The organism is Soonwooa buanensis, from assembly GCF_900167905.1.
In the GTDB taxonomy this organism is placed as follows: domain Bacteria; phylum Bacteroidota; class Bacteroidia; order Flavobacteriales; family Weeksellaceae; genus Soonwooa; species Soonwooa buanensis.
In genome coordinates, this window is record NZ_FUYZ01000004.1 from 179,660 (window position 1) to 196,875 (window position 17,216).

Annotated in this window: 16 protein-coding genes; 11 read left to right on the forward strand and 5 right to left on the reverse strand. The window is 35.8% G+C overall.

The annotated features are described in order from the left end of the window. Positions 1-68: 68 nt before the first annotated feature. The 5 genes from B5X62_RS07835 (at position 69) to murI (ending at position 4,983) form a co-directional block, all read left to right on the forward strand. The gene (locus B5X62_RS07835; protein WP_079666864.1) at positions 69-1,142 is read left to right on the forward strand and encodes an RluA family pseudouridine synthase; all 1,074 of its coding nucleotides are present in this window, start codon (positions 69-71) and stop codon (positions 1,140-1,142) included. Between the two features lie 35 nt (positions 1,143-1,177). Further along, positions 1,178-2,140: a PorP/SprF family type IX secretion system membrane protein gene (locus B5X62_RS07840; protein ID WP_079666865.1), complete on the forward strand. Its 963-nt coding sequence runs from the start codon at positions 1,178-1,180 to the stop codon at positions 2,138-2,140. A 54-nt stretch (positions 2,141-2,194) separates the two neighbouring features. Then, complete coding sequence (hemW, locus tag B5X62_RS07845) at positions 2,195-3,319, forward strand: radical SAM family heme chaperone HemW (protein WP_079666866.1); 1,125 nt, start codon at positions 2,195-2,197, stop codon at positions 3,317-3,319. A gap of 89 nt (positions 3,320-3,408) precedes the next feature. Further along, on the forward strand, positions 3,409-4,056 hold the full coding sequence (locus tag B5X62_RS07850; RefSeq protein WP_159447639.1) for a T9SS type A sorting domain-containing protein: 648 nt from the start codon (positions 3,409-3,411) through the stop codon (positions 4,054-4,056). 105 nt (positions 4,057-4,161) lie between these two features. Beyond that, the gene (murI, locus tag B5X62_RS07855) at positions 4,162-4,983 is read left to right on the forward strand and encodes a glutamate racemase (protein ID WP_079666868.1); all 822 of its coding nucleotides are present in this window, start codon (positions 4,162-4,164) and stop codon (positions 4,981-4,983) included. Here murI and B5X62_RS07860 read toward each other — a convergent pair. Both B5X62_RS07860 and B5X62_RS07865 read right to left on the reverse strand, forming a co-directional pair. After that, on the reverse strand, positions 4,978-5,547 hold the full coding sequence (locus tag B5X62_RS07860) for an RsmD family RNA methyltransferase (protein WP_079666869.1): 570 nt from the start codon (positions 5,545-5,547) through the stop codon (positions 4,978-4,980). The genes murI and B5X62_RS07860 overlap by 6 nt on opposite strands. A gap of 32 nt (positions 5,548-5,579) precedes the next feature. After that, positions 5,580-6,299 carry a DUF3822 family protein gene (locus B5X62_RS07865; RefSeq protein WP_079666870.1) on the reverse strand — a complete coding sequence of 240 codons (720 nt, stop codon included), beginning with the start codon at positions 6,297-6,299 and terminating at the stop codon, positions 5,580-5,582. Positions 6,300-6,429: 130 nt separating this feature from the next. Between B5X62_RS07865 and B5X62_RS07870 the strand changes: the two genes are divergently transcribed. Genes B5X62_RS07870 through B5X62_RS07880 form a run of 3 tightly spaced genes read left to right on the forward strand, consistent with a single transcriptional unit; the run spans position 6,430 to position 8,478 of the window. Further along, the gene (locus B5X62_RS07870; protein WP_079666871.1) at positions 6,430-7,629 is read left to right on the forward strand and encodes a thioredoxin family protein; all 1,200 of its coding nucleotides are present in this window, start codon (positions 6,430-6,432) and stop codon (positions 7,627-7,629) included. Between the two features lie 5 nt (positions 7,630-7,634). Beyond that, a complete protein-coding gene (locus tag B5X62_RS07875; protein WP_079666872.1) occupies positions 7,635-8,273 on the forward strand; it encodes a DUF3575 domain-containing protein in 639 nt (212 codons plus the stop codon). A 4-nt stretch (positions 8,274-8,277) separates the two neighbouring features. Continuing rightward, the gene (locus B5X62_RS07880) at positions 8,278-8,478 is read left to right on the forward strand and encodes a hypothetical protein (RefSeq protein ID WP_079666873.1); all 201 of its coding nucleotides are present in this window, start codon (positions 8,278-8,280) and stop codon (positions 8,476-8,478) included. 207 nt (positions 8,479-8,685) lie between these two features. Here B5X62_RS07880 and B5X62_RS07885 read toward each other — a convergent pair whose 3' ends face one another. Further along, positions 8,686-9,885, reverse strand: coding sequence for an exo-beta-N-acetylmuramidase NamZ family protein (locus B5X62_RS07885; protein ID WP_079666935.1), 1,200 nt, complete (start codon positions 9,883-9,885; stop codon positions 8,686-8,688). A gap of 4 nt (positions 9,886-9,889) precedes the next feature. On the opposite strand from B5X62_RS07885, the gene B5X62_RS07890 reads away from it, so the two are divergent. Together B5X62_RS07890 and B5X62_RS07895 are read left to right on the forward strand one after the other, a co-directional pair. Further along, on the forward strand, positions 9,890-11,119 hold the full coding sequence (locus B5X62_RS07890) for an ABC transporter permease (RefSeq protein WP_079666874.1): 1,230 nt from the start codon (positions 9,890-9,892) through the stop codon (positions 11,117-11,119). 19 nt (positions 11,120-11,138) lie between these two features. Next, positions 11,139-12,122, forward strand: coding sequence for a PLP-dependent cysteine synthase family protein (locus B5X62_RS07895; RefSeq protein ID WP_079666875.1), 984 nt, complete (start codon positions 11,139-11,141; stop codon positions 12,120-12,122). 204 nt (positions 12,123-12,326) lie between these two features. Here the strand turns inward: B5X62_RS07895 and B5X62_RS07900 are convergent, their stop codons facing one another. Together B5X62_RS07900 and B5X62_RS07905 are read right to left on the reverse strand one after the other, a co-directional pair. Then, positions 12,327-13,169, reverse strand: a complete 843-nt coding sequence (locus B5X62_RS07900) for an isoaspartyl peptidase/L-asparaginase (RefSeq protein ID WP_079666936.1) — start codon at positions 13,167-13,169, stop codon at positions 12,327-12,329. A gap of 4 nt (positions 13,170-13,173) precedes the next feature. Further along, positions 13,174-14,061: a cyanophycinase gene (locus B5X62_RS07905; RefSeq protein WP_079666876.1), complete on the reverse strand. Its 888-nt coding sequence runs from the start codon at positions 14,059-14,061 to the stop codon at positions 13,174-13,176. A 231-nt stretch (positions 14,062-14,292) separates the two neighbouring features. Between B5X62_RS07905 and cphA the strand changes: the two genes are divergently transcribed. Further along, positions 14,293-16,920 carry a cyanophycin synthetase gene (gene cphA / locus B5X62_RS07910; RefSeq protein ID WP_079666877.1) on the forward strand — a complete coding sequence of 876 codons (2,628 nt, stop codon included), beginning with the start codon at positions 14,293-14,295 and terminating at the stop codon, positions 16,918-16,920. Positions 16,921-17,216 lie beyond the last annotated feature (296 nt).

Consider the following 17,216-nt stretch of genomic DNA (forward strand, 5'->3'; position numbering starts at 1 on the left):
TAATAAAAATAAAATATATAAAAGTGGCTTCAGCTTAGTTGTTGAAGCCAATTTTGATAAATAAAAGTATGCAAGAAGATAATTACGAAGACGAATTTGATGATGCTTTAGAATCTAATGATGAAGTGGGATTATCCGATGAGAATAGTGGACTCTATGAACATCTTAATATTACTGTTGATAAAAAACAAGAACCACTGCGTATCGATAAGTTCTTATTAATCTATCGACAAAACTCATCTCGTAACAAAATATCACAAACTTGTCGCGCTGGTAATGTTGTCGTTAATGGTAATCCTGTTAAGCAGAATTATCGTGTAAAGCCAGGTGACGAGATTAGTGTACTTCTTGCGCATCCACCAAGAGAAAATGTCATCATTCCACAAGATATTCCAATTAAAATCGTTTATGAAGATGACGATTTGGTAGTTGTCGATAAAGATGCTGGGATGGTTGTACATCCAGGTTTCGGAAATTGGGATGGGACCTTGGTTAATGCTTTGGCATTTCATTTTGCAAAAGACCCGAATTACAATTCAGATTTAGATCGAGTAGGATTGGTACATCGTATTGATAAAGATACATCTGGACTTTTGGTGATTGCAAAAACAGAGTATGCATTAAGCTATTTGGCGAAGCAGTTTTTTGATAGAAAAACAAGACGCTTGTATTGGGCTTTTGTCTGGGGAAATGTTGCTGATGATGAAGGAACAATACGCGGACATATTGGACGCCACCAAAAAAATAGAATGCAAATGGCGGTCTATGAAGATGGCAGTCACGGTAAACATGCTGTAACGCATTACAAAGTTTTGGAACGTTTTCGTCACATGACTTGGGTGGAGTGTAAATTGGAGACAGGGCGTACACATCAGATTAGAGCACATTTTAAACATATTGGGCATACCTTATTTAATGATGAACGTTACGAGGGACATACAATTTTGAGGGGTGTTAATCTTCCAAAATATAAACAATTTGTTCAAAATGTTTTTGAAGTATTGCCAAGACATGCGCTACATGCACATACATTAGGATTTATCCATCCGACGACGAAAAAAGAAATGTACTTCGAAAGTCCGATGCCTAGTGATATGCAAGAGGCTGTTGAGAGATGGCGAAAGTATTTGGAAAGTAATTAAAAGTATCTAATACAATATTTTTTTATATTTGCCTTGTGAGAAAAATTTATAAAATCTTTAGCGCTGCTTTTGTTTTGACTTTATTTAATGTAAATACAGTTAAAGCTCAGGAGACTTTACCACTATATCAACAATATTTATTGGATGGGGATTTCTTGTTCAATCCAGCATTGTATGGAGAATCGGATGATGTTGTTCTAAATCTAAACTATCAAAAACAGTTTTCCAATTTTGGAGAATCGCCTAACGTACAATCTGTTGGGATGCATGCCAATGTTTTCGATAGAGTAGGTGTTGGCGCGTCTTTTTTTAGAGATCAAAATGGTCCCATTTCAGCAAATGGTATTACTGTAGGATCCGCATATTTCATTCCGCTTGGTGATGAAGAAAATCGTGAAAATCAATTCTCATTTGGGGCAGGAGCAAGTTTTTATAACATGAATTTGGATACAGCTTTGTTAACACCAGAAAATCCTAATGATCCTGTACTTTATGATAAAAATATTTTTCTAGCCTACGCTAACTTAGGTATGGCGGTTAAATATAAAGGTTTTGCTGGTGGTATTTCGGTGATGGACATTGCATTGAATAATGACATCCCAATCGTTAACGGTATCGAACCTTCTCCTACCAAAATTATTATGAATGCTGGTTACGATTGGCATTTTGCAGATAGTTTTTTTATAACACCATCGGTCCTTTGGAATCTCAATACCAATTCATCAAGTATGATGGATTTAAATCTTCTAGCAACTATTTTTTCAGATAATGCAAGTTTTTCTGGAGGTGTTAGTTTTAGAAGTGCAAAAAGTAGCGTTGGTAGCCAAAACTTGGGGCTTTCTCCAGTTATTAAAGGTCGTGTTGGTAATTTCACTTTTGGAGCAGTTTATAACTTCGGGATGTCAGAGTTGCAACAGACAGTTGGTAATAGTTTTATGTTGAGTCTTGGTTTCAGATTCGAGAACTTTATTAATGGACAAGGTTTCCGATATAGATAGAATTTTATTTTAAATTAAATATCATAAAGCCACATTAGTTGGCTTTTTTTGTTGATGATCTACATACATATTCCGTTTTGTAAGCAAAAATGCAGCTATTGCAATTTTCATTTTTCAACTTCTTTAAAGCTTAAAGAAGATATGCTTTCGTCGATTATCAAAGAGTTTTCGTTAAGACATCAAGAACTCGAAAACAAAAAAATCGACTCTTTGTATTTTGGAGGTGGGACGCCATCTATTCTAGAAGCTAAGGAAATTGGAAAAATTATTGATGAAGCCAATCGCTATTTTGAATTTAATCCAGACATGGAATTGACTTTGGAAGCGAATCCAGACGATCTGAATGCTTCATTTTTAAAAGAAATAAAAAATATTGGCATTAATCGTTTAAGTATCGGTACACAATCTTTTTTTGAAGACGATCTTAAATTAATGAATCGTGCACATACAGCTTCGGAAGCGGAATCTAGCATCAAACGTGCACAAGATTTTGGTTTAGAAAACATCAGTGTTGATCTAATTTATGGTTCGCCAACATCTACAATGGAACAATGGAAACAGAATCTCGCAAAAATCATAGAATTGCAAGTTCCACATGTTTCGTCTTATGCTTTAACCATCGAGTCAAAAACGATTTTAGACAATTGGATTAATCAACAAAAAATAAAATCTCCTGACGAAGCGTTTCAGAATGATGCCTTTTTCTATATGTCAGAATTTTTGAAAGAAAATGGCTTTGATCATTATGAAATTTCAAATTTTGGAAAACCGAATTTCCATTCTAAACACAATTCTTCTTATTGGGAGTATAAGGAATATCTGGGCATTGGTCCGTCCGCACATTCTTATGATGGTAAAAATCTCAGAAGTTGGAATGTCGCTAATAATACGAAGTACATCAAGTCACTTTCAGAAAATCAATTGCCGATCGAACGTGAAGAACTTAATGAAAATGATCGCTACAACGAAATGTTGATGATTGGACTTCGTACGCAAAAAGGCGTTGATTTGATGAGGTTTAAAAATAGTTTTTCAAGTGAGATGATTTCTGCTTTTGAAAACTCGATTCAGCAAAAAATAAAAGATGGTATTTTAAAAATCGAAAATAATCGGTTGATAATTCCTGAGCAACATTGGTTTATGGCAGATGGCATTGCAGCGGATTTGTTTTTGGTTTAGTTTAAGTAATTCCTAATTAAATAATTGATTTGTTACTGAATTTTAGTTCTATGTAAAAATAAGTTATATTTTTAATAAAAAATATGACTATGAAAAAACTTTACACATTCTGTTTTCTGTTTTGCTTTTTTCTCAGTTTTTCACAAAATGCAGAATATTTGGGAATTTCTGATTTAAGTTTAGCCCAAATTGGTGAACATCAAATAAAAGCAAATCTAAAAGTGACTGGTTCTACCGCTGGTGAATATTTGACTAATAAAATAGAAACTTCAGGCTCACAAATTACACTTTCACTTTGTTATAAAGTAACGGATTTTGGAGCGATGACATATTATGACCATGATTTTAATATCGGTATTCCTACAGTTCCTAGTAATTACAATCTGAAAGTTAATGTTTATCAAACCGAGGTTGTTTGTGATTATAAAAAACTCGAAGACAGTGTTAATCTCAATTTTTCGATGCCTTTTTCGGGAACGATTTCTTTAAAAACTTTTGAAAACGACTTTAATAATAAATCGGTTTCTCTTTTTCCAAATCCTGTAAAAGATATTTTAAATTTTAAAACAGATGTTAAATTCGATGAAGTTAATGTTTATGATGCTTCGGGAAGATTGGTTTTGACAAGTTTATTCAAACCAGAAATCAATGTTTCAAATCTTAAAAATGGTAATTACTTCCTAGAATTAAAATCAAAAGACAAAATAATTACTAAGAAGTTTGTGGTTAAAAAGTAGAAGTTTTTTGATTCTGTTGGTAAAGCATTTTTTTGGTTTAAAATTTATTTCCGATATTAAAGCTGAAAAGATAATTAATAAGTAATTTTGCACAAAGATTTTTTTTTGAAACCTAATTATACACATCTATCAGCAAAGCAACCCATCGGAATTTTCGATTCTGGTGTTGGTGGTTTGACTGTTGCAAAAGAGATAAAAAGATTGATGCCTCAGGAAGATTTAATCTACTTTGGCGATACCAAACATTTGCCGTACGGCGAAAAGTCCAAAGAAGCGATTGTAGGCTATTCTTTACAAATCGTTAATTTCCTTCTAAGCATGAACTGTAAAGCGATTGTTATTGCTTGTAACACCGCAACAGCGAACGCTCTAAAAGAAATTCTGGACTTGGTTGCTGGGCAGGTTCCTGTTTTTGACGTTATCAACCCTGTTGCCGAAAAAGTAGCTTTCGAAATTCATAATAATGTTGGCGTAATTGCGACGAAAGCAACGGTTAATTCAGGACTTTATAAAAAGAGCATTCGCAAGCATAATAAATTCATCAAAGTGGACGAGTTGGCGACACCGCTTTTGGTTCCAGCTATTGAAGAAGGTTTTGCAAATCACCCGATAACGCACGCGATTATTTACAATTATCTATCCAATAGTAAACTCAAAAATATTGAAACCTTAATCCTTGGATGTACGCATTATCCTTTGCTTTTGGGCGAGATCAAGCAGTATTACGGCAATCGTGTTCGTGTGATCGATTCGCCAAATATTGTTGCCAACCAAGTGAAAAGTGTTTTGGATAAATATCAATTGTTAAACGAAGAAAATCCTGATCCTAAATACAGATTTTTCTTGTCAGATATTACGAAGAATTTCGAGAGAATTTCGAAGAAGTTTTTCGGAAACCGAATAGCATTAGAGCTGAAAGTCTTATAGACCTTCAGCTTTTTTCTTGTCAAAAAATGAGAAACTCACATTCCCATATTTTCTAGTTTCGATGTAATTGGGATGTTCGAATTTTTGTCGACTTTGATGTTCTAAAACAAAAGTTCCGTTTTCTTTTAGAAAGTCACCTTCCATCACCAAAGTTATCAAGTCGTGGTATTTTTTTTCGTCCATATCAAATGGTGGATCCGCAAAAATTAAATCATAAGTTTTGGATTGATTGCGCTTCTTTTTTAACCATTCAAAAACATCAGAACGTTGCACGTTAACTTGCAGTCCAAAACCTAATTCTTGCGCAGTTGTGTTGATAAACCCCGCATGTTTAGGATTCATTTCCACTGTTGTAATGTCGGGGCAATCTCTAGAAGCGAATTCTAAACAAATGGAACCAATCCCGCCAAACAAATCCAAAACGGAAATAAATTGCATATCAAAACGATGTTCTAACATGCTAAACAAAGCTTCTTTTGCGAAGTCAGTTGTTGGTCTAACATCAAAATTTTTGGGAGCAGCAATTCTTTTTGCTTTCCATTTTCCGGATATAATTCTGTACATTTTTTTTAATTTTTAAGATCGAATTTTCTCTTCTAAGCGTTTAGTATAAAGGATTTTTTATACAAATTGTCGAAAAGAATTTTCATGTGTTTTGCAAATTTTTGCAACTCAGAGATAAAGGTATCGTTTTCTGAAGTCTCGCCGTAGATGTAGAAATACGTATCGTTAATTCCGAAGCCGATTTTACTTAATGTAAACATAATAAAATACAAAAAATCAACTTCCGAAGAAGCATCAAGATTGTTATAAAGCACCACTTTTTTATTCTCTAAAGCGAAAAACTCAACCTGATTTTTGTAAAGGTTAATGTGGATTTCCTTTTTATGTTTATTATTAATCGTGTTAAGAAATTTTTCTCCAGTAAAGTTGAAATAAGTTGGTAAGTCTTTGGCTTTTATTGCTTTATAAAAGTTTTTTGGAAAACTATAATAGAATTGAACATCGAATTTTTTATTAATCGATAACATCAACTCTTCATTCGCTTTGTCAACATCAGCATTGTATGCAATAAGGTCAAATCCAAGATTATGTTTATCAAAACCTTCTGGCATTACTGTAAAATGATTAAGCGTACTCAACACCGTAATATCTTGGAAATCATCTCTAGAAAGCACCTCGTTAAGTGCTTCTTCAATAAGGTTTGCAGGACTTTCTTCTGTTACGAAAAATTGTTTTTCTTCAATGACTTTTTTCGCTTTCAGAATTTGCCATTGCAAGCCGTCCTTCATGAAAAGAAGAGATAATTTTTGCATAAATAACTTTTATAATTTGCAAATTTATGAAATTCTTACGATTGCGTTTTAGTTTTGTTAAAAGTCATTGTCTTAGGTTTTTCAATTTTGCAGTATATTCGCATATTATAAATTAAAGACAAACAAGCTTATGTCATTTTTCGTTGAGCAATCTATGTTGTTGAAAAAAGCCGCAGTTGTATTTGGATTAGGGATTTCTGTTGCTGGTTGGGCACAAAACTCTATTAAATTTGAGGATACAGACTTCCAAACTATTTTAGCAAAAGCCAAAAAAGAGAAAAAAATAATCTTTATGGATGCTTTTGCAGCTTGGTGTGGACCTTGTAAAATGATGGAAAAAAATGTTTTTACTGATGCAAAAGTTGCAGAGTATTACAATAAAAACTTCATCAATGCCCGTTTTGATATGGAAAAAGGGGAAGGTAGAACATTGGCACAGAAATATTCTGTAAGAAGTTACCCAACTTTTTTGTTTTTAAATGGTGATGGCGAAGCTGTTGGACAAGAGTTAGGTTATATCGAAAGTTCAGAGTTTATAAAAGTTGGCGAAAGATATAACAAACCGGGTAACACGCAAGGAAGCCTTCAAGAACGTTTTGATAAAGGCGATCGCGATCCAGATTTTTTAATTAGCTATTTTAAAACAGCGGTGCAGACCAATCCTATTAAAGCGAAAATGGCTGCAGAAGCTTATTTTAAAGCAAAAAAGAATTTAGAATTTTCGGCTGACGAAATTAATATGTTGTTTGGAAGCATCCAATCCAATCAAGATTTTAATTATCAATATATTGTTAATAATAAAGATGTACTTTCTAAATACATCGGCAACGACAACTATTCGCAGTTCATTTTCAGAGTTAATATTCAGAAGATTATTCAGGATGCAACTAACGTGGATAAAAAGACTTTTGATGAGCAATTATACATCAAAGAGGCGTCTAAATATATTTCTGCAGAAGAGGTTCAAAAATCGCTTTCTATTATTAAATTAAGTTTTTATCAAAGCGTACAAAACTGGAAAGAGTACGAAAAGGCTGCTTTAGACGTTTTTAAAACTGGAGATGGCTTTTCAGCCGAAGATTTATTAACGGCTGCTAAAAATTTTAGTGATCATATAACAACAAAATCTTCATTAGAAAGAGCCTCGATGTGGGCAGAAAAAGCTTTGATGACAGAAGATTCTTTCCGAACCAATGCGATGGTTGCTACACTTTATAACAAAATCGGAAAAAAGAGCGAAGCTAAAAGCTTTGCCGAATCTGCTGTAGCGCATTCGAAAGATCAAAATGTTGATCTAACAGAGCTTAACAAAATTATCAATCAGAAATAAAATAGATGAGGAATATTCTTATTGCAGGATTACTTAGTGTAGGAAGTTTTGCTTTTGGACAGGAACAAGAATCTAACAATACAAAAGATTTAAGAATAAAAGCTAACCTACTAACCTTGCCGATAAGCATGATAAATGTTGGTGTAGAAAAGCAGATTAGCGAACATTATACTGTACAAGCAGATGTTTTTGTGTCACCTTGGAAGTCGTTTGCGGGCAAACATGCACAAGCTTATTTGGTGGGATTCGATGGTCGATATTATTTCAGTAAGGCATTCGAAAAGTTTTATATCGGAGCCAATGTTTCTGGTGGATTTTTTAATATTCAAAAATGGAATTATTGGAACGACAACTTTTATGTTCATAAAAATGGTGAAGTAACGCCTTATATTCATTCTAATCTTTATCAAAAAGGATTTACGTTTATCCTTGGTGCAGTTGGCGGTTATCAATTCCAGTGGAACGATCATTGGGGACTTGATATTTATTTAGGAATTGGGACGATGCAGAGCTTCTATAAAGGCTATGATAAAGTAAGTGGCGACCGTTACGATAATCTTGAAGATCGCGCAGGACATGAGTGGGACAGAAGTGGCGAGTGGCTGCCTTATCGTGGCGGTGTGATGTTAACTTATAAACTTTAAACCAATGAAGAAAATTTTAAATCCTAAATATCTTTTAATCGCAGTTGCAGTTTTTGTAGTTTTATTTTTAATGAATTACATTGGTAACGATAATCCAGACAAAGTAGAACGTGCCGTTTTAACAGGACTTGGTGGCGTTGCGGGACTTACAATATGGATGTTGTTCTTTAATAAGGATAATGATCCTCCACAAAATTTTGATTAAATTATTAATAAATAAGAAATCCACCCCAAAAGGTGGATTTTTATCGATTGTTAATCGTGTCGTTTATATTAAAAGTGTGTTTTTCTTGATTTAATAAGATGTTTAAGTAGTTTGCAAGCATCGTGCCAAAAATTATTTCACTGAATTATAACAAATAGAAAATCCTCAAAATATTTGAGGATTTTTGTTTTTATATCAATAGATGTTTTAGTTAGGATAGATAAGATATTTGTTTCTTATTTTACTAAATGCTTCAAGATCAGACTTCCACGAGTTTCGGATGTCTTTTTCGGATTTTCTTGAGATTAATTGTTTCCTTAATTCGTCGCTCCCTGCTAATTTATCAAAGAATAAATTTTTCAAAAAGAATTGCTTTTTCGAATGGTCAAAATTTTTGTAAGCTTTCAATAACCAAGCGATATCGAGTTTTCTAAGATCGCTTTTATCTTTACTAAGATTTTCTCCGTAACATAATTGACCATTCAGGAAAGGATCTTTTGCACCATAATTAGGTTTTGGCGTGAAGCTATAGTCCATACTTTTAATCCAAGGCGAACCGTATATTTGGAAAGGGAAATCCGTTCCTCGACCAACCGAAACTTCCGTCCCTTCAAAAAAGCAAAGACTTGGATAAAGATTTATCGATTGGTCATTTGGAAGATTAGGCGATGGACGCTCCGAAATTGGATAACGTTTTTGTTTGTGATAATTTTTCATTGGGATGATTTCGTAATCGCAAGTCACACCGTTTTTCATCCACTTTTCACCATTTACCATTTTGCCATATTCGCCAATCGTCAATCCATAGATAACAGGCACTTGATGCAATCCAACAAAGCTCGACCATTTTTCTTTTAAGACAGGACCGTCGATGTAGCCATCGTGCGGATTTGGTCGGTCAAGAAGCATTACAGGAATATTATTTTCCGCCGCCGCTTCCATTACATAAGTCAAAGTCGAAATGTACGTGTAAAATCTCACCCCAACATCCTGAATATCAAAAAGGATGAGATCTGCGCCTTTTAGTTGATCGTTGCTTGGTTTTTTATTTTTACCATACAACGAAACAATTGGTAGGTTGGTTTTGGTATCGATACCATTTTTGATATGTTCGCCAGCGTCAGCATCACCACGGAAACCATGTTCGGGTGCAAAAATACTTTTGATGTTTATTTTTTTCTCTACTAAAAAGTCAACAAGATGTTGTTTGTTTTCCAAAAGCGAAGTTTGGTTGGCAACGACGATGATGTTTTTTTTGCTTTTAAGTTTTTCTAAATAAAGTTCGGGTTGGTCAGCGCCAGTTCGGAAGCTTGTGTTTGCGATATTTTGAGCACCTAAATTTTGGTTGATTCCAAAATAAATTAGGCACATCAAAACTAAATGTTTAATTTTGAACTCTAAAATCATTAAGTTGAATTTTCCTGTATTTTTTTCTAAAAAAATTGCCTTTTCCAAAGATAACAAAAATAATCTATCAAAGGTTATTGTCTACATCGGGCGCATCTCGGTTGCGTTAGGGATAATTGTGTCGCTGATTACCGTGGCAACAGGTCTTGGATCCAAAAAAGCAATAGAAAACAGAATTTCCAATTTTAGTGGTGATATTACTGTTAAGTCGACGCGCTCTAATAATTCTTATAACTCTTCTGTTTTAGACAAAAAAGGTCTTAATCTTAAAGCTCTAAAATCACTGGATGAAGTTGCAGGCGTACAATCCTATGCAACAGTTAGTGGGATTTTAAGAACCGAAAAAAACTTCTCGGGCGTTATCCTAAAAGGTGTTGGGAAAGATTTTGATAAAGAAAGATTCCAAAGTTTTATGGTCGCAGGAAGTATTCCTAACTATAATGAGGACGGCTATAACAACGAAATTATCTTGTCCGAAAAAACGGCTAACGACTTAGATTTAAAACCAAAAGATAGCATTGTTGCGATCTTTTCTAAGGAAGAACAAAAACCAATTTATAGAAAATTTGTTGTCACAGGAATTTATAAAACGGACATTAAATTAGTTGACGACCTTTATATGATTGGCGACATCAATCATGTTAGAAAAATCCAAGGACTGCAACCAGAAGATATTGGTGGGATGGATATTTTCCTAAAAGACAACGCGAATATGACCCGCGAATATCCCGAAATCGAAAAATATATCGGTTACAAAAACTATGCAGAACGCGTTATCGATCGATATCCGCAGATTTTGGATTGGATTAATATTTTTAATCAAAACATCAGTTTGATTATCACGATTATGCTTTTGGTGGTGGTTATTAACATCGTCATGGTACTTTTAATTTTAATCATTGAAAGAACAAATTCCATAGGACTTTTAAAAACATTTGGTGCAACTAATGGTCAGATTCGAGCGATTTTTATTAATTATACTTTGATGATTATGGTGCCTGGATTAATTATAGGTAATGTCGTTGGCGTTGGTCTATTGTTGATTCAAAAGTATTTTGGTATTATTAAACTCGATCCCAAAAACTATTTTATTAGTACCGTTCCTGTGGATCTCAATCCAGTGCATATCATTTCGATATCGTTGGGAATTCTTATAACATCCGCAATTGTGATGATTATCCCAAGTTATTTAATAAGTAAGATTTCCCCAGTGAAGTCTATTAAATACGATTAATTTTCAGAAAAAATATTTTATGAAATATTATAATAACATTTTAGAAACCATTGGCAATACGCCATTGGTAAAGCTTAACAAAGTATTGGGAGAAGATTTTCCTGCTTTGGTTTTAGCAAAAGTAGAAACGACCAATCCTGGTAATTCTGTTAAAGACAGAATGGCGCTTAAGATGATTGAAGATGCTGAAAAAGACGGACGTCTAAAACCAGGCGGAACCATCATTGAAGGGACTTCTGGTAACACAGGTATGGGATTGGCTTTGGCGGCGATTATCAAAGGTTACAAATGTATTTTTGTGACGAACGCGAAACAGTCAAAAGAAAAATGCGATATTCTTCGCGCTGTTGGTGCAGAAGTTATCGTTTGTCCGACAGATGTTAAACCGACTGATCCACGCTCTTATTATTCAGTTTCAAAAAGATTAGCGAAAGAAACCGAAAATGGTTGGTATGTTAATCAATACGATAATTTGTCAAACAGAACCGCGCATTACGAGCAAACGGCTCCCGAAATTTGGGATCAAGTAGAAGGGAAGTTGACGCATTTTGTAGCTGGAGCAGGGACTGGAGGTACAGTCACAGGTTGTGGTATGTTCTTCAAAGAGAAAAATCCAAACATCAAAGTAATCGGTGTGGATACTTATGGTTCGATTCTTAAAGAATTCCACGAGACTGGCGAATTGCATTACGATCATGCCTATTCTTACATTACAGAAGGAATTGGAGAGGATATTATCCCAGACAATTATGATATGTCGGTGATTGATCATTTCGAAAAAGTAACCGATAAAGACGGTGCGATCTATGCTAGAAAACTGGCGAAAGAAGAAGGGATTTTCTGTGGTTATTCTGCGGGAAGTGCGATGTCGGCTTTGGTACAGATGAAGGATCAGTTCACCAAAGATGACGTTATTGTTGTATTGTTACACGACCACGGAAGCCGTTATGTAGCCAAAATCTACAACGACGAGTGGATGAAAGAAATGGGTTGGCTAGACTAACATTTTTAAAGTATTTTGGGCGTGCCCACAATAATAAAGACTGCTTAATATGGGCAGTCTTTTTTATTGTGGTCGGTCTCCATGCAGTCGCTGTTATGCTCGGACGGCTCCGCTGCGCTCCGCCGCCTCGCATAACGAGCTCCAACAATGCATTTCGCCCTCACGCAAAATGTGGGTAGAAAGTAAGATTAAATTCATTTCTTTTTATTCAAAAACCTCAAAGTTTTCTCCATCAAAACTAGCAAATACCATTGTCGGATAAGAATCTTGATGGAAAATATTGCCTTTATTATCGATGCCAATTGCACCAGCAAAACCATCGATTTGTTTTAATTCAATAAAGGTTTTAGCAAAAGCATCTTCTATGCTCATACCGTCTGTGACGCGCGTAACAATTTTTGCAGAAGTGGCATTGCTGACGATATCTTCGCCAACACCAGTACAACTAACCGCACAATATTCATTTGTGTAATTTCCAGCAACAGTAGCAGAATCAGAGATTCGTCCTGGGATTTCAAAACCTTTTCCACCTGTTGAAGTTGCCACAGCCAATTTTCCATTGCTGTCGATGGCAACTGCGCCTACTGTACCTTTACCACCAGTTTTTAGTTTAGCTTCATATTCACTTCTACGTTGAGGGATTTCGGTTGAAAAATCTTCAAAGCCATGTTCTGTTGCGTAATTTTTAGCACCAGAACCGCCCAAAACGCGGTCGTCTTCTTGTCGTAAAGCTTTCGCTACAAAAATGGGATTTTTAACATTTTCGATATTAATAACACCACTTAGTTTTTGCGAATCGCCATCCATAATGGCAGCACTCATACGGATAACGCCATCACTTTGTATTTGTGATCCAATTCCTGCATTAAAGAGCTCATCATCTTCCAATAAAGACACAGCATAAGCTACGGTATCATAAGAAGAATTTGATTTTAAAAACTCATAAGACTTTTCAATAATAGATTTTAGAGCGTTTTGCTTTGCAATTTTAGTGTCGTGCGATTGGTCACTTTCCGAGAAAAAACCACCGTGAATAATAAGCTTCATCATATTAATTAACTTGCGGAATCGGACTGTATTGAGAGTTAATAATCGTCATATCACGTGTTGTAAGATTGTAAGTATCGTTCATCGACATTACATTTACAATAAGATTTTCTATAGAAATTGGTTGTCCCATTTCGACATTTGTAAGATTGGTGTCTTTTATAAAACGACCATCTACAATAATAACAAGACCAGATCCAATGGCTGTCATTACATCACCTGAGATAAAAAGTCCAGTATCTTCACCCAAACCAACGCCCAAAGTACGAGGATTGTTAACCACCGCTTGGAAGAGACGCCCCATTCTGCCACGTTGTACAAAGTGTGTATCCACGGTAACATTTTCGATGAGGCCGAGACCTTGCGTCATTTTAATTTCACCTTTTAGAAGTGCTTCTGTGCTACTTCCTTGGTAGATCATATTTTCGGAAGCCGCAGCTGCACCAGCAGAAGTACCAGCATAGATAAAATCTTCATTTTGATACTTGTTTAATAATGCATCATGGAAAAGCGTTCCACCCAAAATTGAAGTCAAACGCAATTGATCTCCACCGGTGAACATCACAACATCCGCAGCATTTATTCTTGCAACGATCTCGTCGCTGTTAGCTTGCTCACGTGTGAAGATATCCAAAACGTTGACATGCTTCGCGCCTAGATGCGTGAAAGCTTTGATATATTCTGGTCCTACGATATCAGGGATTTGAGAGGCTGTCGTAATTATTTCGATAACAGAATCTTCTTTCAGACGAGATTCTGAAATAATTTTCTTTAAAATACCTCTTTCAAAAAAGTTAAGATTTTTCTCTACATCTTGGTCGTATGATACTTCGGAAAAGCTGCCGACATTAACGGCGCCTCCTATGATCACTAATTTTCCTATCGGTTTCATATTACAAAATTAAGAATTATTAATATGCAATCTCTTTAATATGTATCGCTATTGATAATTTCGATTTAGTTCTTTAAAACTGAAAAATTAATAAAAAATTTTAAAACTTCCGAATTAATATTGTTGAAAATTAATTGGTTTGCATTTTCTAATAAAATATTAATTGTTTTGAATGTTAATTATTAGGAAAATCTTTTATCTTTGATTATAACGATTAAAAAATGATAAAATATGCGCATTGAGAAAATACAAGTTTTACGCGGTCCAAATATTTGGAGTATAAGAAGAAAAAAGCTTATCCAAATGCGCTTAAATTTGGAAGAATTAGAAGATTTTCCGACAAATAAAATCGATGGTTTTAGAGAAAGAATAGAAGCTTTGCTACCGTCAATGTACGCGCATCGCTGTTCCGAAGGGGAAGCAGGTGGATTCTTCAAGCGTATCGAAATGGGAACTTGGATGGGACATGTCATCGAGCATATTGCTTTAGAAATTCAACATTTAGCAGGGATGTCGGTTGGCTTTGGACGTACAAGAGAGACCAAAACACCAGGCACTTACAATGTTGTTTTTGACTACGTAGAAGAGAAAGTTGGCGTCTTTGCTGCGGAAGAATCTGTGAAGATTGCGCAAGCTTTGATAGACAACACCGATTATAACATTGCAGATTGCGTTCAAAAATTAAAAGAAATTCGCGAGCAAGAACGTCTTGGTCCATCAACAGGAAGTATTGTAGAAGAAGCCGTTTCGCGTGACATTCCATGGATTCGATTAGGCAGAAATTCTTTAGTTCAGTTGGGTTACGGTGTTAATCAGCAACGTTTCCAAGCGACAATTACAGGTAACACGAGCAGTATTGCCGTGGATATTGCTTGTAATAAAGAGCTAACTAAAAAAATGTTGGATGATGCGGCGATTCCTGTTCCGACGGGAGGCTTGGTTAGCGATGTTGAGCAATTAGAATCTGTTATTAAAAAAATAGGTTATCCGATTGTTATTAAACCTTTGGATGGCAATCACGGGCGTGGACAAACCATAAATGTAACCGATTGGGAAACCGCAAAAATTGGTTTAGAACATGCTCAAAATGTCTCTAGACGTGTTATCGTTGAAAAATATGTTACAGGTTTTGACTTCCGAGTTTTGGTGATTAATCACAAAATGGTAGCTGCAGCGAGGAGAGTTCCTGCGCATATTATTGGGGATGGCGAAAATAATATTCAGTATTTAATAGATCTTGAAAACCAAGATCCGCGCAGAGGTTATGGCCACGAAAATGTTTTAACAGAAATAAAAGTTGACAAAGATACCAACGAGCTTCTCGAAAAATTAGAATATTCATTAGAAACAATTCCTCAAAAAGGTGAAATCGTCTATCTAAAGTCCACAGCCAATCTTTCTACTGGAGGAACTTCCATTGATGTTACCGAAATGGTGCATCCCGAAAACATAACCATGATGGAACGTATTTCCAGAATCATTGGTTTGGATGTTTGCGGTGTCGATGTTATGGCAGAAAATCTGACGCAACCGCTTAAGGAAAGTGGCGGCGCAATTTTAGAAGTTAATGCAGCGCCAGGCTTTAGAATGCATTTGGCACCAAGTGAAGGTCTTCCAAGAAATGTTGCTGCACCAGTCGTTGATATGTTGTATCCACAGGGGAAAGAATGTCGAATCCCAATTATGGCGGTTACGGGGACCAACGGTAAAACTACGACGACAAGGATTCTTTCTCACATTGTTAAAAACAGTGGTTATCGCGTAGGTTTTACAACTTCTGACGGTATTTATATTCAGAATACCATGTTGTCAAAAGGCGATACAACAGGACCTTTGTCGGCAGAATTTATCCTAAAAGATCCAACGGTTGAGTTCGCGGTTTTAGAAACAGCGAGAGGCGGAATTCTCCGTTCTGGACTTGGTTTCTCAAGATGTGATGTTGGGGTTTTAACCAATATTAAAGAAGATCATTTAGGGCTTAATGATATCCACACGCTCAAAGATTTAACACGAGTAAAACGTGTCGTTTTAGACAGTGTCAAAAAAGATGGTTGGGCAATTCTAAATGCTGGCGACGAATATTCCATGAAAATCAAAAATGATTTGGATTGCAGAGTCGCGATTTTTAGTATGGATGAAAACAATCCTTATATTCAAAAATATGCGAAAGAAGGCAAGACGACTTGCGTTTTCGAAGACGGTTATGTAACCATCAAAAAAGGTGAGTGGAAAATCCGCATCGAAAAAGTGAAAAACATCCCGATTACGATGGAAGGCAAAGCCCGTTTTATGATCGAAAATGTTTTGGCAGCATCTTTGGCGGCTTACGTTTACGGTTTCGAAATCCAAAACATTGCACAAGCCTTGACCACTTTTATCCCGAGTGCGCAGTTGACGCCGGGACGACTTAATATCTTTAAGTTTAAAAACTTTAAAGTGATGATCGATTTTGCCCACAATCCTGCGGGTTACGAAGCTATCGAAGACTTTCTGAAAAACGTCGAATCCAACAAAAAAATCGGTATTATTTCTGGCGTTGGCGACCGCCGTGACGAGGACATCCGCGAGTGTGGTAAGATTGCAGGTCGCATGTTCGATCATATCATTATCCGCAGCGAAAAGCATTTGCGAGGCCGCGAAGAGGAAGAAATCAACAATCTCATCATCGAGGGCATCAACAGCTCGGGCAGAGAAGTCAGCTATGAGATTATTCCGAAAGAAATCGAAGCTCTAAAACACGCCATGAGCATGGCGGAGGACGGCATGTTTATCACCGCGCTCAGCGACGTTTTGACCAACGCTATCGAGCTGGTGCAGGACTATCAGCACCGCGAGATGATGGAGGACAACATATTATAATTTCAGAAGCTGGGTCGTAAGACTTAGCTTTTTTATTTGGGCGGCATTTCGGGCTATTCAGGGGTTTCGTCTTCAGAAACCCGAACTTTCCCCAAGCATTTCTTCAGACCGCTCCTTGCAGTCGCGCCCTTACTATCCCGGCCGCGACTACTAACCGCCATAATTGTAAAACAAAAAATCCTATCATTCGATAGGATTTTTTGTTTTATTTAAACTTAAGTAGCAACTTATCATCATCAAAACTAAAGGGATAATTCGTAACCAAAATAGCCAGTCATAATCTTTTGAAAATATTA